Below are 20,179 nucleotides of genomic sequence, written 5' to 3' on the forward strand. Positions count from 1 at the left end.
ACGGGACAGACCCCGCGCCGAAGTTGGAAATATCGGGTTCTGGAACCCTCTGCGCAAGGGATTGATCGCCGCAGGGGTTCCGCCCGCTTCACGCCTTCGCCGCCAGCCGCTACGAACGGTCGCATGCTGCGCCTGTTCACCGCCGTACCGATCCCCTTCGAGGTCGCCGAGACGCTCGCGAGACGACAGACGGGCCTGCCCGGCGCGCGCTGGAGGCCATCAGAAGCGTTGCATGTGACCCTGGCCTTCTATGGCGACGTGGACGAGCGCCGCGCCGACGACCTGGCGGCTGAGCTGGCGCGGATTCCGGGCGGCGCCTTCGACATCGAGCTGAAGGGCGTCGGCGCGTTCGGCGATGCGCATCGCAGTCACACCCTGTGGGCCGGACTGGAGCCATCGGAGCGGCTGAACGTGCTGGCCGGGCGCTGCAAATCGGCGGCCGAGCGGGCCAGCGTGACGATGGAGCCGCGGCTGTACCGTCCACATGTGACCCTGGCCTACCTGAAGACCCAGACCAATCCCGACCGGATCGGGGCCTGGATCACCAACCACAACCTGCTGCATTCGCCGCCGATCCGGATCGACCGGTTCGGCCTGTATTCCAGCACTCTGACCGACGACGGCAGCCACTACGAGCTGGAACGGGAGTATCCGCTGTGATTTCGCCGGGACCGACCCTCGAGACCGAACGCCTGATCCTGCGACCGACGGCGATGGAGGACTTTCCGCGCTGGGCGGAGCTGATGGCCGACCCGGAGGCCTCGCGCTTCATCGGCGGCCCGATGGCCGCCGCCTCGGCCTGGCGCGGGTTCATGACCATGGCGGGCGCCTGGGCCCTCACCGGCGTCGCCATGTTCTCGCTCATCGAACGTGACAGCGGCCGCTGGCTGGGACGGATCGGTCCGTGGACCCCGCTGGGCTGGCCGGGGACCGAGGTCGGCTGGGGGCTGCACCCCGACGCCCAGGGTCGGGGTTACGGCGTTGAGGCGGCGGTCGCCACCCTCGACTACGCTTTCGATGTGCTGGGCTGGACCGAAGTCATCCACTGCATCGATCCAGACAACCGGCCGTCTCAGAAGCTGGCCGAGGCGCTGGGCTCATCCAATCTAGGGCCAACCGCCCTGCCGCCACCATTCGACACTGTGCGGGTCGACCGCTGGGGCCAGGCGAAGGCGGAATGGGCGGAGAACCGCAAACGCTTCGCTTGAAGCCGGAACGGAACCGGAACATAAAGGCGGAATGCCCGCCGCCTCCGTTCATCTGGAACTCGTCTTCAGCCGCCCGGAGACCACGCTCGGCGTGACGCGCGGGGCGGCCAGGCTGCTGGCCGACATGGGCTATGCGCCCCTGCTCGAAGTGTGCCTGCCCAACGGGCGCCGCGCCGACGTCATGGCTCTCGGCCGCAAGGGCGACATCGTCATCGTCGAGGTGAAGTCGGGGATCGAGGACTATCGCGTCGACCGCAAATGGCCCGAATACGCGCCCTTCTGCGACGCCTTCTTCTTCGCCGTGGCCCCGGAGTTTCCGCAAGGCGTCCTGCCGGAAGAGCCGGGTCTGATCGTCGCCGATGCATTCGGCGGAGCGGTGGTGCGGGATGCCCCGGTGATGACCCTGGCGCCGGCGCGGCGGAAGGCCCTGACGATCGCCTTCGGACGTCTGGCGGCGATGCGGACGCTGCGGGACTAAACGCCCTTCTCCCTCGCGGGAGAAGGAAAGCTACCTCGGGGCCCGTTTCGCCAGGATGCGCTGCAGGGTCCGGCGGTGCATGCCCAAACGGCGCGCGGTCTCCGAGACATTGTGGTCGCACAGTTCGTAGACCCGCTGGATATGCTCCCAGCGGACCCGGTCGGCGCTCATCGGGTTTTCCGGCGGCTCGGGCGCGTCGCCGGTGGCGAGCAGGGCCTTGACCACGTCGTCAGCGTCGGCGGGCTTTGACAGATAGTCGACGGCCCCGGCCTTGACCGCCGCCACGGCGGTGGCGATGGCGCCGTAGCCGGTCAGCATGACGATGCGGGCGTCGTCGCGGCGCTCACGGATGGCCTCGACCACCTTCAGGCCGTTGCCGTCGTCCAGGCGCATGTCCAGAACCGCGAAGGCCGGCAGATGGGTGCGCAAGGCTTCGGTCGCCTCGGCCACGGACCCGGCGGTGGTCACCTGGAAGCCGCGCGATTCCAGCGCGCGCCCGAGGCGGGTCCGCAGAGCCTGGTCATCGTCGAGCAACAGAAGCGAGCGGTCCTGAAGTCCGGCGATACGGTCTTCCAGAGTGGCGGCGGCGGTCGTCATGGCTTGGTCTCCCTGGACGTCAAGTCGGCTTGCGCGACGGTCCGGTCAAGCGGTGCGGCGATGGAGCGCAGGCGGACGCGCCCTCACGGAACCAGTTCCAGCGACCGGCGGTCCCAACGCACGGTGACCCGGGCGCCCCGGTTCGCGCCCGGTCCGCCCTCGCCATGGCCGACCACCACCTTGCCGCCGGTTCGTTCCAGAAGGGTGCGGGCGATGAAGAAGCCCAGCCCCATCCCGCCCTGGCTGGGAATGATATCGGGCTCCGGCGGAGGCGGCGGAGGAGCAGTCTTGCCGCGCCGGGCCGGGCGGGCGGCGGCGGCCGCTGCGGCCAGCTGCGCCGCCAGGGCCTGACGCGACTTGCCGTGGGGCCGACTGGTCACATAGGGCTCGCCGAGCCGAGGCAGGATGTCGGGCGCGAAGCCCGGGCCGTCGTCGAGGACATCGATGGTGATCCATTGCGCGTCCGCCGTCGCCGTGACGCGGACCGTCGAGGCGGCGAAATCAGCGGCGTTCTCGACCAGGGCGGAGAGGCCATGGACCACCTCGGCCAACCGTTTGACGTGCGGCTCCTCCAGGCCCGGCGGCGTGTGGACGGCCACTTCGATGTCCAGGTCGAAGCCGAGGTGCGGATCGACCACCTCGTTCAGCAGGGCCTTCAGCCCGATTTCCGTATAGAGGGGATCGCCGTCCTCGGGCCGCTGGGACAGGCGTTTCAGGATCTCGCGGCAGCGTTCGGCCTGCTGCAGCATCAGGCGTGCATCCTCGGCGATCGGCCCGTCGGGCGGGGAGGCGCGCAACAGCTCCTTGGCCACCACCTGGATCGTCGCCAGAGGCGTGCCCAGCTCGTGCGCCGCCGCCGCCGCCAGTCCGCCCAGGGCCGCCAGCCGCTGTTCGCGCTGAAGCACGTCCTGGGTCGTCGCCAGGGCCAGCTCCAGCTTTTCGGCGTCGGCCGCCACCCGCCAGGCATAGGCGGCGGTGAACACGACCCCCGTCGTCAGGGCCAGGCCGATGCCGAAGCGATAGAGCACCGGCAGGGCGATATCCGCCCCGTTCTGCCAGGGCAGGGGCATGGACCAGAAGAACAGGGCCGTGGTCGAGGCCAGCACCATCAGCCCGAGCACCAGGGCCTGACGCCCCGGCAGGGAGGCCGCCGCCACTGTCACCGGCGCGACCAGCAGCAGGCAGAACGGATTGGCGAGCCCGCCCGTGAAGGCCAGAAGGGCCGAAAGCTGAAGGATGTCGAACCCCAGATGGATGCCGGTCTGGCGTCCGTCCGGCAGGCGGCTGTCGACCCGCTGGAGCCGGCCCATGGCCAGCAGGTTGACGATCACGCTGGCCAGGATGACCAGCAGGCACTGCCATCGTGGCAGGGGGAAGTGGAACAGGGTATCCAGCACGATCAGGGTCGCGGTCTGACCGACGATGGCCAGCCAGCGCAGGATGATCAGGGTCCTGAGCGACAGGCCCCGGCTGCGACGCGGCAAACTGGCCCAGCTCGGCGCCGAGGGCGGAAACTGCGACATGACGTCATCGGGGGCGTCATAGGGATCGGGACGGACTTCGCTCTGGCTCACCCGGCGTCTATAGACCCGTTGCGCGCCGCTGTCGGCCCGGAGAGACATGATGCCACGCCGTTCCGTCCTGCTGTTCGCGGGCGCCTGTATCGCCATCGCCGCAGCGCTGGCCACTGTTACGGTCGTCGTGGTGTCCGGGCGTGAGCGCGCCGACGCCGTCGCAGAAGGCTCCGCGACCGGTCAACCCGCCGTCGGAGGTCCGTTCCAGCTGGTCAACCAGGACGGTCAGACGGTCGACCAGACGATGCTGGACGGCAAATGGAGCCTGGTGTTTTTCGGCTTCACCTACTGCCCGGATTTTTGCCCGACGACCCTGACCTCTCTTGAGGCCACGCGGACCCTTCTGGGGTCTGACGCAGGCGATCTGCAGATCGTCTTCGTCTCGATCGATCCGGAACGGGACACGCCCCAGGCCCTGAAGGACTATCTGTCGTCAGACGGCTTCCCGCCCGGCGTCATCGGCCTGACCGGCACGCCGCAACAGGTCACGGACGCGGCCAAGGTCTATCGCGCCTATTTCCAGAAGGTCGGGGACGGCGAGGACTACACGATGAACCACTCCCTGACCGTCTATCTGATGGGACCGGACGGGCAGTTCCGCTCGGCCCTGAGCCACGACCTTGGCCCGGAGCGGTCGGCGCAGTTGATCAAGCGGGTCATGGCGCGGGGCTGATATTCCTCCCCCATCCGGGGAGCCATCGACCACGGAGTGGTGGAGGCGGCCCACCGCACACACCGGCCCTGGATCAGCCCCCTCCACCCCCGGCGCACGGGCGCTGCGATCCCCCTTCCCCTGCGCTTCGCTTTGGAGAGGAATATAAATCCTTTTGCAGTGCAGCGCGTTCTATGATGGCATCACCGCCTCGGCGGGGCCGATCACAGGATTTCATGCTCTACGCACTTCACGAGCTCGCCTATCAATCGGCGCAGCCTTTCCGGATCGGGGCGTCGTTCGCCCGCAAGTTCTGGACGTCGCCCATGAATCCCGCGTCACAGACCGCGGTCGGGCGAACGGCCTATGCCTCCGCCGAGCTGTTCGAAAGCGTCACGCGTCGCTACGGCAAGCCGGCCTGGAAACTGGACGTCGTCACCATCAACAATCAACCGGTGCGCACGACCGAACAGGTAGTCTGGCAGAGCCCGTGGGTCCGCTTGGTGCGGTTCGCCCGCAATGTGGGTGATCTGAAGCGGGCCGGGAAGCCTGTGGCTGCGCCCAGCGTCCTGATCGTGGCCCCGCTGTCCGGCCACTACGCCACCTTGCTGCGCGGCACGGTCGAAACCTTCCTTCAGGACCACGACGTCTATGTCACCGACTGGGTCAACGCCCGTCAGGTACCGATGCTGGAAGGCCGGTTCGACTTTCACGACTACATCGACCACGTCCGCACCATGCTGGCCCAGATCGGCCCGCGCGCCCACGTCGTCGGCGTCTGCCAGCCCGGCCCCCCTGTCCTGGCCGCCGCCGCCGTGATGGCCGCCGAGAACGACCCGAACCGACCGGCCTCGATGACTTTCATGGGCTCGCCGATCGATGCGCGCCTGTCGCCAACGGTGACGAACCAGCTGGCGGAAGCCAAGCCTTTCGCCTGGTTCCAGTCGAACATGATCCACACCGTGCCCTGGCCCTATCCGGGCTTCGGCCGCGAGGTCTATCCGGGCTTCGTCCAGCTCTACAGCTTCATGTCGATGAACGAGCAGAGGCATAAGGACGCCCACTGGGAGTATTTCCGCGACCTGGTCGCCGGCGACGGCGATGGGGTCGAGAAGCACGAGGAGTTTTACGACGAGTATCTGTCGGTCCTCGACCTCACCGAGGAATTCTATCTGCAGACCATCGATATCGTCTTCCAGTCGCACCTGCTGCCGCGCGGCCTTCTCGAACACCGGGGCCAGAAGGTGGACCTGACTGCGATCACCGACATCGGCCTGATGACCGTCGAGGGCGAGAAGGACGACATTTCCGGCGTCGGCCAGACCCAGGCGGCGCACACGATCTGCACCAACATCCCCGACGACCGACGGGTGCTTTACGTCCAGCCGGGCGTCGGCCACTACGGCGTCTTCAACGGGCGCAGATTCCGCGAGGAGATCTACACCCGCACCCGGGACTTCATCGCCGCCAATGAAAAGCTCTGCGCCGTACCAGACCGGTCAGCGGCTGCCGCTTGAGGGCGGTCACGCCCTTCGTCTGAGCGTCAATCCGCGCGCGCGGCGCATCTCGATCCGCATCGACACGCGCAAGGGCGAGGCCGTGGCCATCGCGCCGTCCGAGCGGAGGCTGGTCGATGCGGTCGCCTTCGCACGGTCGAAGTGCGCCTGGATCGCCGAGCGGCTGGCGGCGCGACCCGGCGGCACGGCGATCGAGCCCGGTGCGGTCATTCCCTATCGGGGCGGATCGGTTCGGCTGGAGGCCACGGGAGGCGCCGGCGCGGCGCGACTGGTCGAAGGGCCCGACGGTCTGCGGATCGTCTCGGGCGGCGAGGGCGAGGCTTTCGCACGCCGGGTGATCAACCTGCTCAAGAGAGCCGCGAGAGAAACGCTCCAGACCCGAACCGATTTCCATCTTCGCGCCCTCGGCCAGCGGCCGGTGACCCTGACCATCAACGACCCGGCGTCGCGCTGGGGCTCGTGCAGCCCGATGTCGCGCTCGATCCGCTATTCCTGGCGCGTGATCATGGCCCCGCCCGAGGTGCTCGACTACCTGGCCGCCCACGAGGTCGCGCATCTGGTCCACGCCGACCACAGCCCGGCCTACTGGTCGGTCGTGAAGCGGCTGGTCGGCGACCACCGCCCGTTCCGCGCCTGGCTCAGGGATCACGGCCCGGCCTTGCATGCGGTGGGAAGATGACATCGATCCTTCTCCCCTTGAGAAGGAAAACCTAGAAGAACAGCGGGTTGTTTTCCTTCTCCGGCTGGGTGGCCGGTTCGGGGTTCTGGTCCGGCGGGTCGTCGCGACGCGAACGGTCGGTGGGTATGGCGTCCTGGCGCGGCCGTTCACCCGGCGCGGTCGGATCATAGGGGTCGCCCTGGTCGGGATCGACGCCGCCGGGCAGGACAGTGGAGTCGCCGTAGGGGTCCTCCGCATCGCCGATCAGGTCGCCGATCGGATCGGGCGCGACCCAGCCCTCCGGCATCGGCGGGCCGTTGGGGATGGGCTGGACATTCAGGCGCGGCAGGGCGGCCTCCATGAAACCCTTCCAGATGGCGGCAGGGGCCGCACCGCCGGTGACGCCGCGCATGGCGGTGTTGTCGTCCTTGCCGACCCAGACGGCAGTGACGAAACCGCCCGTGTAGCCGACGAACCAGGCATCCTTGTAGTCCGAGGTGGTGCCCGTCTTGCCCGCGATATCGCGGCCGGCGATGGCCGCGCTGCGCGCCGTCCCGCCTGTGACCACGCCGCGCAGCATCTGGTTCATATAGTAGAGCGCCGGGTTGTTGATCGCCTGACCCGAAGCCGCGTCGCGCGCGCCGCGCTGGTAGATGACCCGTCCCTGGGGCGTGCGGATGCGGCTGATGCCATAGGCCTCGACCCGGCGGCCGCCGTTGGCGAAGGCGTCATAGGCGGTGGCCATGTCGATCGGCGAGACCTCGACCGCGCCCAGGGCCATGGCCGGCTCCAGCCCGATGCGGGACGAGATTCCGAGCCGGCGGGCGGCGCGGGACACGCTGTCGCGACCGATCTGGTCGGCGACATAGGCGGCGACCGTATTGGTCGACTGGGCCACGGCGTTGGCCAGGGTCATGTTGCCGGCGAAGGTGCCCGAGTAGTTGCGCGGGCTCCAGTTGCCGATGCGGACCGGCTCGTCGACCACCGGGGTCTCGGGCGTATAGCCGGCCTCCATCGCCGCCAGATAGACGAAGGGCTTCCACGCCGAACCGGCCTGGCGGCGGGCGTCGACGGCGCGGTTGAACTGGCTGTCCGCATAGGAGGCGCCGCCGATCATGGCCCGCACCCGGCCGTCGCCGTCCAGAGCCACCAGAGCCGCCTGCTCCACGCCGCGAGAGGCGTCGCGGTCCAGGATGCGGCGCACGTTCCGCTCGGCGGCGGTCTGAAGGGTCAGATCCAGCGTCGTCTCGACGATCATGTCCTCGGTCGGCTGACCGACCAGGCCACGGATCTCCTTGTCGAGCCAGTCGACGAAATACTGGGCGTGCTGGGTCGCCAGGGTGCGGGAGACGCGGACCGGCTCCAGCACCGCGTCGGCGCGCTGTTCGGTGGTGATGACGCCGGACTCTTCCATCTCGTCCAGCACGACGGTGGCGCGGGCGGCGGCGCGCTCATGCTCCGACACGGGTGAATAGCGCGACGGCGCCTTCAGCAGGCCGGCCAGCAGGGCGGCCTCGCCGACGGTCAGATCCTTGGCCGACTTGTCGAAATAGCGTTGCGACGCGGCCTCGATCCCGTAGGCGCCGGCGCCGAAATAGACCCGGTTCAGATAGAGGGCGAGAATTTCCTGTTTGGAGAATTTCAACTCCAGCCAGACGGCCAGCATCAGCTCCTGCACCTTGCGGCGCACGTTCTGGTCGGGGGTCAGGAACAGGTTTTTGGCCAGTTGCTGGGTCAGGGTCGAACCGCCCTGGACGATCCGGCCGGCGCGCATGTTGGCGGCCATGGCCCGGGTCATGCCGATCGGATCGAACCCCGGGTGCCAGTAGAAACGCTGGTCCTCGATGGCGATGAAGGCGGCCGGGACATAGTCGGGCAGGGCCTCCAGATCGGCCGGCGGGGCCTGCTGGGAGCCGCGCGTGGCGATCAGGGCGCCGTTGCGATCCAGATAGGTGATCGAAGGCTGGCGATCGACGTCGTAAAGCGCCGAGGTGTCCGGCAGGCCGCGCGCGAAGACGGCGAAGAAGACCACCAGGAAAATGACGCCCCAGACGGCCAGCACCGAGCCCCAGTAGAGGACCTGTTGCAGCCGCGTGCGTGCGGGCTTCGCCGCGCCGCCGCCACCTCTGTTTCCGAAACCCGGACCGGCCATCGACATCCCCAGAAACCCCGGCCGTCATAGCCGTTCGCCGCCTGCACCAAAACGCCACCCACCAAAACGCTTTTGTGGTGAACGGCGCGTGAAGACTTCACGTCAGCGTGATGGTCCTTTCGGCCGAAACGATGGCGCGGGACTTAACGATCATCCATCGCGGCGGGCGAGCCAGACAGAGCCGTCATCCGCCCAGAGGCCGGATTCAACCTGAAACCCCTGGGAGGAGAGCAGGGCCTGGTAGGCCTCCGGGTCGAGACTTCCGTGATAGAGGGGCTCGCCCCGCCATGAGCCGACGACATGGTCTTCGCGTGGACCGGAGGAGAACATGATCGCCGCGCGCGGGGCCGCGTGGGCCAGAAGGCGCGGCAGGGCGATGCGCTGATCCCCGGGCGAGAGATGGAACAGGCTGTGCCAGGCGAGGACTCCGGCGAAGGTTTCGCCGAGGTCGAGGGTGCGCATGTCCATCTGGACGAACCGGCCCGCCGGCAGGTCCGCCGCAGCATGGGCGATCAACCGGGTAGAGGCGTCGACGCCGGTCACGCGGAAGCCTCGATCCAGCAGGGCCGCCGCTATCGGCCGCCCCGAGCCGCAGCCGACGTCGAGCACGGGATCTCCCGGCGCCAGATGGGCCGTGAACCGGTCGAGCCAGGTCCGGTCGGCCTCGGTCAGGACCGCACCGCGATCGGCGATCCAGTCGCTGGACCGCCGATCGTAGAGGTCGAGGATGTCGGCCGCGGCCTTCAGGACGCTGGGAGCGACCGGGTCGCTCATTCGGCCAGGAAGGCGTCCAGTCGGGCGTAGAAGGCCTCAGGCTGGTCCAGGAAGATGAAGTGGGCGCTGTCATCGATCCGCTTCAGCTCTACACCCGGCAGGGTCGCGAAGGAGGCCTGGTAGACCATATCGGTGATCTCGTTGGTCATACGGGCGTCGTTGAACTTCACGTACAGGACCTCGGTCGGAGCCGTGATGCGCGGCAGTTCGGAACGCAGGTCGGTCAGGATCAGCTCGCGGAACGAGCGCGAGGAGACCTGCTGGTCGCTGGTCGCTGAATCTTCCAGCGGGCCGGCGCGCTTTGATTCCGTGTTGATCATGCCGGTGATCGAGGCGGCTGCGCGGGCCTGATACTCGGCCGGGGCGGAGGTCGCCATGCCCTGATAGATTTGCTCGGCGACCGGGCCGACGCTCTCGACCGTTGCGCCGGGCGCCCCGAACATCGCGCCCATGAAAGGCACCATGTCGACGACCATCAGCTTGCTGACCGCATCAGGATGGCGGGCCGCCAGCATCATGCCGATGGTGCCGCCCATGGAGTGACCGACCACGACGGGTTTCTCGAGACTGTTCTCGGCGATGTAGCGGGCGATCTCCTCGGCCACGGGCGCAGCGACCGGGCCTTCGGTATTGCCCGCGACCGGCGCGCCGGCGAAGCCCTGGATATGGATGCGGTGGACGCGCCAGCCGCTGCCGAGGTGGTCGACCGTGCCCTGCCAGACTTCTGGTGAGGAGGAGAGGCCCGGGATCAGGATGATGTCGCGCACGCCCGGCCCGGCCTCGCCGTCCACGCGGACGTGCATGCGGGTCGATTCGAAGTCGGCGTGATGGTGTCCGTGGTCGGCATGGGGCGCATGGCCGTCTTGGGCGCTCGCCGCGCCGACGAAGGCGAAGTTGGCCATCAGGCCGAGGGCGGCGATGACGCCGGTGAGGATCTGGCTGTTCATGGTGTCGTTTCCCTGGGTCCTGTTGTTCGGGCCGGTCCGATCCGGCGTCCTGACCCCTTGTCGTCACAGGTCGTGCGAACGGATGCAGGACGCAACCTGCCCCGACGAATTTCCTCGAACAATGACGAAAGCGAAACCAGCCTCTATCATCCGGCCATGAGCCCTGCCGAAAGCCCGATGAACGCCTCGCCCGAAGCCAAGGCCCCGCCCGCCGCCTTCGGCAAGGGGTTCGTGCTCGACACCTGGTATTTCGCCGCCCTGTCGCGCGACGTCGCAGAGGCGTCGCTGAAGCGCTACGAGATTCTGGGCGAACCGGTGCTGATCGGGCGACGTCGCGACGGCCAGGTCTATGCGATGCGCGACATCTGTCCGCACCGCGCCGCGCCGCTGTCGGCCGGGCGGCTGGTGCAGAAGCCCGGCGAGCCCGAGACCGTCGAGTGCTGCTACCACGGCTGGCGCTTCCGCACCGACGGGGTCTGCGCCGCCATTCCGTCCCTGGTCGACGCACAGCCGTTCGATGTGGGGCGGGTCCGCGTGCGGTCCTATCCGGTGGTCGAAAGCCAGGGGATGGTGTTCGTCTATCTACGCTCAGACCCCCGCTCGGACGCCGAGCCCGATCATCCGCCCCCGACCTTCCCCGGTGTTGTCGGTGGGGACGCGAAACTGGTCGAGTGGATGGATTTCGACAGCCATATCGACCACGCGGTCGTCGGCCTGATGGACCCCGCCCACGGCCCCTATGTCCACCAGCAGTGGTGGTGGCGGTCCGAGCATTCGATGCACGAAAAGTCCAAGGCCTTCGAACCGCGCGAGCTGGGCTTCGCCATGGTCCGACACGCGCCGTCGTCAAACTCCCGGGCCTACCGGATCCTGGGCGGCGCGCCCGCGACCGAGATCACCTTCCGCCTGCCCGGCTATCGCTGGGAGCATATCCAGGTGGGGGAGAAGCAGGTCCTGGCCCTGACCTGCCTGACGCCGGTCACCGAGACGAAGACCCGGATCACCCAGATCTTCTGGTCCGACCACTGGGTGTTCGGTCTCGCCAGACCCTTCCTGCGGATGGGGGTCGTCGCCTTCCTCAAGCAGGACGGCGGGATGGTGAACCTGCAGAACGAGGGCCTGCGCTACGACCCCGCCCTGATCTGGATCGACGACGCAGACAAACAGGCGAAATGGTACCAGCAGCTGAAGCGCGAATGGCAGAAAAGCCGCGCTGAGGGGCGCGGCTTCTCAAACCCGGTCAAGCCGGCGGTTCTGAAATGGAAGAGCTGAAACGCTCTTCCTGGTGGGCCTGTCGCGCGTCGCGCTCCTTGAGGCCCGACCCTTTTACTTCGTGCTGACGCCGGCCAGCAGGGTGTCCACCTGGCGACCGATGTGGTCGGCCAGCTGGTCCACGGTCCAGCCGTCGTAGGCGGCGCGACGGTAGTTCGACAGATAGGCGTCCCAGGTCAGTTCGGTCAGCAGGGCGATGTCGGCGTCCTGACGAATCTCGCCGGCGCCGATGCCGGCGCGCAGGATGTCGGAGATGACGTCGGTCAACCCTTGCGTCGCGGCGCGCTGGCGCGTCTCGGCGGCGACGGGCTGGAACCACGAACGGGCCACGATGGCCTGGAACAGCGGCAGCTGATCGATCGAGCCGTGGTAGCCTGCGGTCAGGGCGTTGACGAGGCGATCACGGGTTGGGCCGTCGCCGGCGCCGTTCAGCATGACCTCGGCCAGCCCTGCCATGTCCTCTGTCAGGACGGCCTCGAACAGTTCGGCCTTGTCCTGGAAGTTGGCGAACACGGCGCCGGTGGACATGCCCGCGCCCTTGGCGATGTCGCGGATCGTGGCGGGTTCGTAGCCGCGCTCCGCGAACAGACCGCGGGCGGCGTCGAGGACCTTCTGACGCGTGCGCACCTTGGCGGCCTGACGGCGGTTGAGGCGCGGGTGCGGATCACTGGAAACGGGGGCGGCGGTCGACGCGGACTCACGCATGAACAGGGATACTCTGTAGCTGACGCTTCACGGCGGGGGATCCGCGAAACAGATGGACAGAAGGGGCTGCGACTGGGTCGATCACGTCGCAAACGGACGCTGCGAGCGACCCGTGCAATGCGAAGCCCCCGGGGGAAGGCGCGCTTTCATCACGGAACGATGACCAAAATGGGTCCCGTTTCTGGTTAAGGCTTCAGGCTGGCCCTGAGCGCCCGGGTGGCGCGGTTGCGGCGGTCCTCGGGGATAGCGGCCTGGAAGACGGCCCGGTACTGATCCCGACGCTCATGGATGGAGGCCAGAACGAGCCCCATCGGCACGCCCAGATCGACCAGGGTGTTCTCGGCCAACTGAAGGCTGGCCTCCGTCGTCTCGGGCACCGCGTCCGTAACGCCCAACCCGTAAAGCCGCGCGGCATGGCGGTCGTCACGGGCACGGGCGATGACGACCAGATCATCACGCAGGGCCCGCGCCGCGATCACGACGTCGTCCACCTTGGTCGGGGCGTCCATGGTGACGACCAGGGCCTTGATCGTCTCGATGCCGCACAGGGACAGCATCTCCGACCGCGCCGCATCGCCGTAGGAGACGTCATAGCCGTCGCGGCGGCCGGCGGCGACGGCGGAGGGGTCGGTGTCGACCGCGATGAACCTCTGGCCGTGCTCGGCCAGCATCTCGGCGACCAGACGACCGACCCGGCCGAAGCCGACGATCAGTACGGAAACCTCCGTCCGATCGGTCTCGGGCGCCAATGCCAGGACAGGATCGTCGGCGATAGGTATGGCGGCGACCCGCGCGCCCGCGATCCGCTGGCCCAGCATCGCCATCAAGGGCACGGCGAACATGCTGATGGTCGCGGCCACCAGGACGGCCTGGGTGAAGGCCGGCGTCGCCACGCCTTCCACAAGACTGGTGTTGACGATGACGAATGCGAACTCCCCGGCCGGGCCGAGCACCAGCGCCGTCTCTATGGCCGCGCGAGCCGACAGGCCCCAGGCGCGGGCAAGGCCGAAGATCAGAACCGCCTTGATGGCGATGACGCCGAGAGCCAGGCCGAACACCAGAATCGGCTCGGCTGCGACGACATCCAGGTCCAGCCCGATCCCGACGCCGACGAAGAAGACCCCCAGAAGCAAGCCCTTGAAGGGTTCGATATTGATCTCGATCTCGCGGCGGTACTCGGTCTCGGCCAGAAGGATGCCTGCGATCAGAGCGCCGAGGCTCATGGAAAGGCCGGACGCCTGGGCCGCGACCCCGGCGCCGACGACGACCAGCAGGCACAGTGCGACGAACAGTTCCTGACTGCCACCATGGGACCTGGTCCGGCTTTTGGCCACGGACCGGAACAGGGGACGCAGGCCTAACCGGCCCACGAGGACGATCAGGGCCAGGCCGACGGCGGCGGGCGCCAGGGTGAGCAGGGCGGGGCCGAGAACAGCGGGCGACAGGTCGCCTCCGGCCGCCGACAGGGTCGTCAGCACCGTGACGGTGATCAGGATAGGCGCGACGGCCAGATCCTGGGCCAGCAGTCCGGCGAACGTCGCCCGACCGACCACGCCCCGCATCCGTCCCCGCTCGGCCATGACCGGCAGGACCACCGCCGTCGATGACAAGGCCAGGCCCATGCCCAGAACGGCAGCGCCGGCCAACGGCTGGCCCAGCAGCATGAAGGCTCCGGCCAGGATGGCGGCACAGAGCAGGACCTGCATCATGCCGAAGCCGAAGACGAGCCTGCGCATCGCCTTCAGCCGCTCCCACGACAGCTCCAGCCCGATCATGAACAGGAGGAAGGCTACGCCGAGTTCCGACAGCTGGGCCAGCTGGTCGGCGTCGTCGATTGTGAACCAGCCGAGCCAGGGGACGACATCGGCGAAACGGCCGAGCCCGTCCGGCCCCAGCAGCACCCCGGCCGCCAGGAAGCCCAGAACGGGACTGATCTTCCAGCGGTTGAACAGGGGTACGACCACTCCCGCCGCCGCCAGGAACACGACCAGGTCCTTGTAGTCGCCGCCGCCGTGTCCGCCCGCCATTCGATCTCCTTGATGATTGATCGTCACCTTAAAGGCGCCGCTTGGCGAGCCGCGCGCGTCGTTTCATGAACTTTTTTTAAGGCGACAGGCCACATGCGCGGCTTAGGGTCCGCGCCGAACCCGCGACACCTGTGCGGCGACGATCCGAAACCCCAGGAAATCCTCATGAAGTCTCTGCTTATCGGCGCGGCAACGGCTGCGCTCCTGCTGCCCGCCGCCGCCTCGGCTCAAGATCACGACCACGGCTGCATCGACGAAGCCTGCACGATCCAGTCGATCTTCCAGGAAGGCGACGCGGCCTTCACCGGCTATCGCGGCGTCGAGACGCCCCATTACGGGACCTGGGGCTTCGACACCGCCGGCATGGACCGGTCGGTCCTGCCGGGCGACAATTTCAACAGCTTCGCCAACGGCGCGGCCCTGGCCCGCACCATCATCCCTGCGGATCGGTCCAGCTACGGCATCTCCTTCGGCCTTCTGCGCGAACTGTCGGACAACCGCGTCAAGGCGATGATCGACACCCTGGTCGCCCGCACCGACCTGCAGCCCGGCACCGACGAGCAGAAGATCGCCGACGCCTATCGCAGCTACATGGACACGGCGCGGATCGAGGCGCTCGACGCCCAGCCGCTGGAGCCCTATCTGACCGCAATCCGCGCCGCCGGCACACATGAGGCGATGGCCGCCTATATGGGCCAGACGATCGGCGGCCTGGGCGGCTCCTTCTTCGGCACCGGCATCACCACCGATCAGAAGAATCCGAACCGCTACGTCGTCTCGACCAGCCAGTCGGGCCTGGGCCTGCCCAACCGCGACTATTATCTGTCCCCGCTCTTCGCCGAAAAGAAGGTGAAGTATGAGGCCTATGTCGCCCGGATGCTGGAGATGATCGGCTGGGACGATCCGGCCGGCGCCGCGGCCGCCATCGTCGCCATGGAGACCGCGATCGCGGAGGCCCACTGGACCCCGGCCGAGAGCCGCAACCGCGACCGGACCTACAACGAGTATACGATCCAGAGCCTGGCGGCAGACGCGCCGGGCTTCGACTGGGCCGGCTATTTCGGCGCCGCGCGTCTGGGCGACATTCCCCGCCTGATCGTCCGCCAGAACACCGCCATGCCGAAGCTCGCGGCCATGTACGCCGAGACCCCGGTTGCGACCCTGCAGGCCTGGCAGGCCTTCCAGACCGTCGACCGCGCCGCGCCGCGCCTGTCGCAGCGTTTCTCGGACGCCCAGTGGGAGTTCCGCTCGCGTGAACTGTCGGGCGCCCTGGAACAGCGCAGCCGCGACAAGCGGGGCATCAGCTTCGCCGACGGCGCCCTGGGCGAGGCCGTCGGCCGCCAGTATGTCGCCGAATATTTCCCGGCCGAATCCAAGGCCCAGATGGAGCAGCTGGTCGCCAACCTGCGGGTCGCGCTGAGCCGCCGCATCGAGGGCTATTCCTGGATGAGCCCCGAGACCAAGGCGGCGGCCCAGGCCAAGCTGGCGGCCTTCACCGTCAAGATCGCCTATCCGGACCGCTGGCGCGACTATTCGGATCTGGAGGTCCGCGCCGACGACCTGTTCGGCAACGGCGAGCGGGCCGGACGCTTCCGCTGGGAGTACGATCTCGCCCGCCTGAACGCGCCCGTCGACAAGACCGAATGGGGCATGACGCCCCAGACGGTGAACGCCTATTATAACTCGACCAACAACGAGATCGTCTTCCCGGCCGCGATCCTGCAGCCGCCCTTCTTCGATCCGGACGCGGACCCGGCCGTCAACTACGGCGGCATCGGCGGCGTCATCGGTCACGAGATCGGTCACGGCTTCGACGACCAGGGCCGCAAATCCGACGGCCAGGGCGTGCTGCGCGACTGGTGGACCCCGGCCGACGCGACGGCCTTCAACGCCCTGACCACCCGCCTCGGCGCCCAGTACGGCGCCTATGAGCCGATCGCCGGCCACTTCATCAACCCGGGCCTGACCATGGGCGAAAACATCGGCGACGCCTCGGGCGTGGCCGTGGGTCTGGAGGCCTACCACCTGTCGCTGAATGGCGCCGAGGCCCCGGTCCTCGACGGCTTCACCGGCGACCAGCGCTTCTTCCTCGGCTGGGCCCAGGTCTGGCAGTCGAAATATCGCGACGACGCCCTGAAGAACCGGATCGCCACCGATTCGCACTCGCCTGACGAGTTCCGCGTGATCGGCCCGGTCCGCAACATGGACGCCTGGTACGAGGCGTTCGATGTCCAGCCGGGCACGCGGTACTATCTGACGCCGGAAGAGCGGGTCCGCATCTGGTAGCGATTTTCGGCGCCAGTGAACGGTGAAAACCACGACAGGTTCTCGCCGTTCAAAACGGCCAGAATGATCAAAATGATGAAAGGCCGGAGTTCGACGCTCCGGCCTTTCTTACGTGAGCTGCGGGGACGGATGGTCGAATGCGCGCTCAAGCCGCGAGCGACCGGGTCGCGAGCGGTAGCGCCCAACATCAGGACGTGAAAAAGCCCGCTGCGGGGGATACATCGCAGCGGGCTTTCACGCTCTCTGAGGAGCGGACGTTTCCTCCCCGAAACGCCTCCGATCAGCGGCTGCGCCTTGTCAGCGCCGCGCCGTTCGAGTGAGATCAGATGGCTCCTCGGGCCTGTTCAAGTCAATCAAAGCACAAGCGAAAACGGGCGGTTTCATGACTGAACGTCGATAACTCATCCGTGAGCGGGCGCCATTCTCGAAGAAGCTTCGATAATACTGCGAATGGTTCGCACGAGGTCGCCGCGGGCGACGGTCTGCTGACCCGGGCGCTCGGCCTTCCAGGCCTCGTTGTCCGCCAGACCGGCCGCAGCGGCGCGCCCGGCGTCGAGGTCCTTGATCGTCACCTGACCGGCCGCGATCTCGTCGCCGCCCAGGAGAACGACGGCGGGGGCGTTGCGCCGGTCGGCGTACTTCATCTGGGCCTTCATCCCCGCCCGGCCGAGATAGAGCTCGGCCGCGATCCCGGCTGCGCGCAGTTCGGAGACGGCGTCGAGATAGGATTGCATGTCGTCCTGGGAGAAGACGATCACGACCACGGGGCCGCGGGCGACCTCGCCCGCCCGTCCGGCGGCCCGCAGCGCCGAGGCCAGGCGCGAGACGCCGAAGGAGAAACCGGTCGCCGGTGTCGACTGGCCCGTGAACCGGGCCACGAGATCGTCGTAGCGACCGCCTCCGCCGATGGAGCCGAAGCGGACCGGGCGTCCCTTGTCGTCGGTGGTGTCCAGCAGCAACTCGGCCTCAAACACGGCGCCGGTGTAGTATTCCAGGCCCCGCACGATGGTCGGGTCGAAGCGGACGGTGGCCTGATCGACCCGCATGGCGTTGAGCGCCCGGTCGATGCCGGCCAGCTCCTCCAGGGCCGCCTCACCGGCCGCGCCGAGGCCGCCCGAGCGGGCGATGGCGTCCAGCGTCTCTGCGCGCGTGCCTTCCGAGGCCGAGCCGAGGAAGGCCTCGATGGTCGCGGCAAGACCGAGCGGCAGATTTGCGCCCTTCGTATAGTCGCCGCTGTCGTCCAGACGGCCCTCGCCCAGCAGGGCGGCGACGCCCTCCCAGCCGAGGCGGTCGAACTTGTCGATGGCGCGAAGGGCGGTCAGGCGCTGGATCGGATCGGTGATCCCGCCGGCCTCGAACAGGCCGTCGAAAAGCTTGCGGTTGGAGACGCGGACCACGGCCTGACCCTCGGCCAGGCCTGCGGCCTGAAGGCCCTCGCAGGCCATGGCGATGATCTCGGCGTCGGCCTCGGGGCGGTCGGAGCCGACGGTGTCGGCGTCGCACTGGACAAACTCGCGGAAGCGGCCAGGACCGGGCTTCTCGTTGCGCCACACCGGCCCGAAGGCATAGCGGCGATAGGGTTTGGGGAGGGTCTCCCAGGTCTGGGCCGCGAACCGGGCGAGCGGCGCGGTCAGGTCGTAGCGCAGCGCCATCCATTGTTCGTCGTCGTCCTGGAGCGCGAAGACGCCTTCGTTCGGACGGTCGGCGTCGGGCAGGAATTTGCCGAGCGCGTCGGCGTACTCGAAGGCCCCGGTCTCCAACGGCTCGAAGCCCCAGCGCTCATAGACCTCCGACACCTGGCGCACGATCCGGCGCTCCTGGGCGACCTCGGGCCCACGCCGGTCAGCGAAGCCCCGGGGGGCGCGGGCTTCGGGGCGGATGGGGTCGGGCGTTTCGGCAACGGAGGAGGCGTCGGTCATGGGCGGCGTTCTAGAGTGACGAGTGGCGAGTGGCGAGTGGCGAGTTCAAGGCGCTCTTCCACCGCCCGTGGTGACCGGGGACGCGCGATGGTCCGGAGCGGACCTCGCCACTCGTCACTCCTCACTCGCCACTGCCCTACTTCCGGATCGGCACCCTCCGTCCGTAGGTCAGGCAGCGCCAGATCCATTCCAGCGGCCCCATCGAGAAGACCGACAGCCACAGCGGCGACCAGACGATCTGGGCCGCCCAGATCGCGGCGACGACCGCCCACATCTGGGCCGGACCGTGCTGGCCCATCCACATCGGACCCCACGGCCCATAGTAGAGGGTGACCATGATCAGGGTCTGGGTCAGGTAGTTGGTGAAGGCCATTCGCCCGACCGGCGCCAGCCAGGCGACCAGCGGCCTGAGGCCGAAACGCACCAGCAGGATCAGGACGCTGGCGTAGAAGAGGGTGATCAGGAAAGCCGCCCCGCTGGCGCCTGCCGCCAGGCCGTTGGTCGGATCGGCCTCTCCGGCCATTGTGTCCTGCCAGCCCCAGACGGCGAAGGCCGCCAGATTGGCGCCGCCGATCAGCATCACGAGCGCATAGGTCCACAGGGGCGCGCGACCGATCAGATAGCCCGACTTGAACAGACCCAGACCCAGCATCATCAGCGGCACGGTCACCGGGATCAGGAACGGACTGGCCATCAGCTGGAAGGTCGCCCAGACCTTGATGTTCTCCATCAGGCCGCCGGGCCAGCCGGCGCGGTAGACCGCCACCGCCTCGGCGATGGCTTCGGGGGTCGAAACCGGGCGGCCGGCCTCCATCTGGGTCGCGATCTCGGCCGGCAGATTGGCCATGCCCCAGGAGGCGACCGCAGCGATGACGGCCCACAGCAGGGTCACGCCGCCGCCGATCCACAGCAGCCGCCGGGCGCTCCAGGAGCGCATCATCATCATCAAGAGGCCGCAATAGGCGTAGTGCAGCAGGATATCGCCGTACCAGAGCACCACCCCGTGCAGCAGACCGAACAGGCCCAGCCACAGCAGGCGGCGCCAGAGCAGGGAGCCACGGGCCTCGTCGTTCTTCTCGCCGCCGACCAGGAAGATCGACACGCCGAACAGCATGGTGAAGAGGGTGCGGAACTTGTCGTGGAAGAAGACGTCGGTCACCCACACGCCGATCAGATCGGCCTGGCTGGTCGTGCCCGGAGGCGGCGCCTCGGACATCATGACCTGGAAAGGCCAGGCGAAGGCGATGGCGTTGACGGCGAGGATCCCGAGGATCGCCCAGCCGCGCAGCACGTCGAGCTGGAAGATCCGGTCCTTCGCCCCGGTCGGCGCGAGGCCTCCGGCAGCGGTTTGAGGCTGAACCTCGAGTGCGGGCATGGCCATGTGCTTCCCCCAAAGCAGACGATGGATCGAAT

16 protein-coding genes and 1 pseudogene are annotated in these 20,179 nt (G+C 68.1%); 8 read left to right on the forward strand and 9 right to left on the reverse strand.

All coding sequences use genetic code 11. The annotated features are described in order from the left end of the window. Positions 1 to 123 precede the first annotated feature (123 nt). The 3 genes and pseudogenes from thpR to mmcB form a co-directional block, all read left to right on the forward strand. Positions 124 to 660 carry an RNA 2',3'-cyclic phosphodiesterase gene (gene thpR, locus RMO01_RS07325; RefSeq protein WP_309628387.1) on the forward strand — a complete coding sequence of 179 codons (537 nt, stop codon included), beginning with the start codon at positions 124 to 126 and terminating at the stop codon, positions 658 to 660. After that, positions 657 to 1,208 carry a GNAT family N-acetyltransferase gene (locus tag RMO01_RS07330; protein WP_309628388.1) on the forward strand — a complete coding sequence of 184 codons (552 nt, stop codon included), beginning with the start codon at positions 657 to 659 and terminating at the stop codon, positions 1,206 to 1,208. The genes thpR and RMO01_RS07330 overlap by 4 nt, the downstream gene beginning before the upstream one ends. Before the next feature lie 31 nt (positions 1,209 to 1,239). Beyond that, positions 1,240 to 1,691 (forward strand): annotated as a pseudogene (gene mmcB, locus RMO01_RS07335) (DNA repair putative endonuclease MmcB); the annotation flags it as partial. Between the two features lie 25 nt (positions 1,692 to 1,716). On the opposite strand, the gene RMO01_RS07340 reads toward mmcB, so the two are convergent. Then, positions 1,717 to 2,283 (reverse strand): ActR/PrrA/RegA family redox response regulator transcription factor, encoded by a 567-nt coding sequence (locus RMO01_RS07340; RefSeq protein WP_309628390.1) that lies wholly within the window; start codon positions 2,281 to 2,283, stop codon positions 1,717 to 1,719. Positions 2,284 to 2,366: 83 nt separating this feature from the next. Then, positions 2,367 to 3,857 (reverse strand): ActS/PrrB/RegB family redox-sensitive histidine kinase, encoded by a 1,491-nt coding sequence (locus tag RMO01_RS07345; protein ID WP_309628391.1) that lies wholly within the window; start codon positions 3,855 to 3,857, stop codon positions 2,367 to 2,369. Between the two features lie 49 nt (positions 3,858 to 3,906). On the opposite strand from RMO01_RS07345, the gene RMO01_RS07350 reads away from it, so the two are divergent. The 3 genes from RMO01_RS07350 to RMO01_RS07360 all read left to right on the forward strand — a co-directional run bounded on the left by RMO01_RS07350 (position 3,907) and on the right by RMO01_RS07360 (position 6,705). Continuing rightward, the gene (locus tag RMO01_RS07350) at positions 3,907 to 4,530 is read left to right on the forward strand and encodes an SCO family protein (protein WP_309628392.1); all 624 of its coding nucleotides are present in this window, start codon (positions 3,907 to 3,909) and stop codon (positions 4,528 to 4,530) included. A gap of 215 nt (positions 4,531 to 4,745) precedes the next feature. After that, entirely contained in the window at positions 4,746 to 6,026 is a 1,281-nt protein-coding gene (locus RMO01_RS07355) for a polyhydroxyalkanoate depolymerase (RefSeq protein WP_309628393.1), read from the forward strand. Further along, complete coding sequence (locus RMO01_RS07360; protein WP_309628394.1) at positions 5,980 to 6,705, forward strand: SprT family zinc-dependent metalloprotease; 726 nt, start codon at positions 5,980 to 5,982, stop codon at positions 6,703 to 6,705. The genes RMO01_RS07355 and RMO01_RS07360 overlap by 47 nt, the downstream gene beginning before the upstream one ends. Positions 6,706 to 6,736: 31 nt before the next feature. Here the strand turns inward: RMO01_RS07360 and RMO01_RS07365 are convergent, their stop codons facing one another. The 3 genes from RMO01_RS07365 to RMO01_RS07375 form a co-directional block, all read right to left on the reverse strand. Continuing rightward, positions 6,737 to 8,836: a PBP1A family penicillin-binding protein gene (locus tag RMO01_RS07365; RefSeq protein ID WP_309628395.1), complete on the reverse strand. Its 2,100-nt coding sequence runs from the start codon at positions 8,834 to 8,836 to the stop codon at positions 6,737 to 6,739. 150 nt (positions 8,837 to 8,986) lie between these two features. Further along, a complete protein-coding gene (locus tag RMO01_RS07370) occupies positions 8,987 to 9,610 on the reverse strand; it encodes a class I SAM-dependent methyltransferase (RefSeq protein ID WP_309628396.1) in 624 nt (207 codons plus the stop codon). Further along, entirely contained in the window at positions 9,607 to 10,557 is a 951-nt protein-coding gene (locus RMO01_RS07375) for an alpha/beta hydrolase (protein WP_309628397.1), read from the reverse strand. Before RMO01_RS07375 ends, RMO01_RS07370 begins: the two co-directional genes overlap by 4 nt. A 156-nt stretch (positions 10,558 to 10,713) precedes the next feature. Here RMO01_RS07375 and RMO01_RS07380 point away from each other — a divergent pair, with 156 nt between their 5' ends. Next, a complete protein-coding gene (locus RMO01_RS07380; RefSeq protein ID WP_309628398.1) occupies positions 10,714 to 11,829 on the forward strand; it encodes an aromatic ring-hydroxylating dioxygenase subunit alpha in 1,116 nt (371 codons plus the stop codon). Positions 11,830 to 11,883: 54 nt separating this feature from the next. Here RMO01_RS07380 and RMO01_RS07385 read toward each other — a convergent pair whose 3' ends face one another. After that, entirely contained in the window at positions 11,884 to 12,534 is a 651-nt protein-coding gene (locus RMO01_RS07385) for a TetR/AcrR family transcriptional regulator (protein WP_309628399.1), read from the reverse strand. Between the two features lie 185 nt (positions 12,535 to 12,719). Next, positions 12,720 to 14,561: a cation:proton antiporter gene (locus tag RMO01_RS07390; protein ID WP_309628400.1), complete on the reverse strand. Its 1,842-nt coding sequence runs from the start codon at positions 14,559 to 14,561 to the stop codon at positions 12,720 to 12,722. A gap of 165 nt (positions 14,562 to 14,726) precedes the next feature. Here RMO01_RS07390 and RMO01_RS07395 point away from each other — a divergent pair, with 165 nt between their 5' ends. After that, positions 14,727 to 16,847 carry a M13-type metalloendopeptidase gene (locus RMO01_RS07395; RefSeq protein WP_309628401.1) on the forward strand — a complete coding sequence of 707 codons (2,121 nt, stop codon included), beginning with the start codon at positions 14,727 to 14,729 and terminating at the stop codon, positions 16,845 to 16,847. 401 nt (positions 16,848 to 17,248) lie between these two features. Here the strand turns inward: RMO01_RS07395 and hisS are convergent, their stop codons facing one another. Beyond that, positions 17,249 to 18,766, reverse strand: a complete 1,518-nt coding sequence (gene hisS / locus RMO01_RS07400; protein ID WP_309628402.1) for a histidine--tRNA ligase — start codon at positions 18,764 to 18,766, stop codon at positions 17,249 to 17,251. Between the two features lie 136 nt (positions 18,767 to 18,902). Beyond that, positions 18,903 to 20,147, reverse strand: a complete 1,245-nt coding sequence (locus tag RMO01_RS07405; RefSeq protein ID WP_309628403.1) for a DUF418 domain-containing protein — start codon at positions 20,145 to 20,147, stop codon at positions 18,903 to 18,905. Between the last annotated feature and the right edge of the window lie 32 nt (positions 20,148 to 20,179).

Origin of the sequence: Brevundimonas sp., from assembly GCF_031412435.1 — a bacterium.
GTDB lineage: Bacteria > Pseudomonadota > Alphaproteobacteria > Caulobacterales > Caulobacteraceae > Brevundimonas.

What these genes read in the sequence shown, in the direction of transcription:
- thpR (WP_309628387.1), top strand. Translation starts at nt 124, where the DNA reads ATGCTGCGCCTGTTCACCGCCGTACCGATCCCCTTCGAGGTCGCCGAG.
- RMO01_RS07340 (WP_309628390.1), bottom strand. Translation starts at nt 2,283, where the DNA reads ATGACGACCGCCGCCGCCACTCTGGAAGACCGTATCGCCGGACTTCAG.
- RMO01_RS07350 (WP_309628392.1), top strand. Translation starts at nt 3,907, where the DNA reads ATGCCACGCCGTTCCGTCCTGCTGTTCGCGGGCGCCTGTATCGCCATC.
- RMO01_RS07355 (WP_309628393.1), top strand. Translation starts at nt 4,746, where the DNA reads ATGCTCTACGCACTTCACGAGCTCGCCTATCAATCGGCGCAGCCTTTC.
- RMO01_RS07360 (WP_309628394.1), top strand. Translation starts at nt 5,980, where the DNA reads ATGAAAAGCTCTGCGCCGTACCAGACCGGTCAGCGGCTGCCGCTTGAG.
- RMO01_RS07365 (WP_309628395.1), bottom strand. Translation starts at nt 8,836, where the DNA reads ATGGCCGGTCCGGGTTTCGGAAACAGAGGTGGCGGCGGCGCGGCGAAG.
- RMO01_RS07370 (WP_309628396.1), bottom strand. Translation starts at nt 9,610, where the DNA reads ATGAGCGACCCGGTCGCTCCCAGCGTCCTGAAGGCCGCGGCCGACATC.
- RMO01_RS07375 (WP_309628397.1), bottom strand. Translation starts at nt 10,557, where the DNA reads ATGAACAGCCAGATCCTCACCGGCGTCATCGCCGCCCTCGGCCTGATG.
- RMO01_RS07380 (WP_309628398.1), top strand. Translation starts at nt 10,714, where the DNA reads ATGAGCCCTGCCGAAAGCCCGATGAACGCCTCGCCCGAAGCCAAGGCC.
- RMO01_RS07385 (WP_309628399.1), bottom strand. Translation starts at nt 12,534, where the DNA reads ATGCGTGAGTCCGCGTCGACCGCCGCCCCCGTTTCCAGTGATCCGCAC.
- RMO01_RS07390 (WP_309628400.1), bottom strand. Translation starts at nt 14,561, where the DNA reads ATGGCGGGCGGACACGGCGGCGGCGACTACAAGGACCTGGTCGTGTTC.
- RMO01_RS07395 (WP_309628401.1), top strand. Translation starts at nt 14,727, where the DNA reads ATGAAGTCTCTGCTTATCGGCGCGGCAACGGCTGCGCTCCTGCTGCCC.
- hisS (WP_309628402.1), bottom strand. Translation starts at nt 18,766, where the DNA reads ATGACCGACGCCTCCTCCGTTGCCGAAACGCCCGACCCCATCCGCCCC.
- RMO01_RS07405 (WP_309628403.1), bottom strand. Translation starts at nt 20,147, where the DNA reads ATGGCCATGCCCGCACTCGAGGTTCAGCCTCAAACCGCTGCCGGAGGC.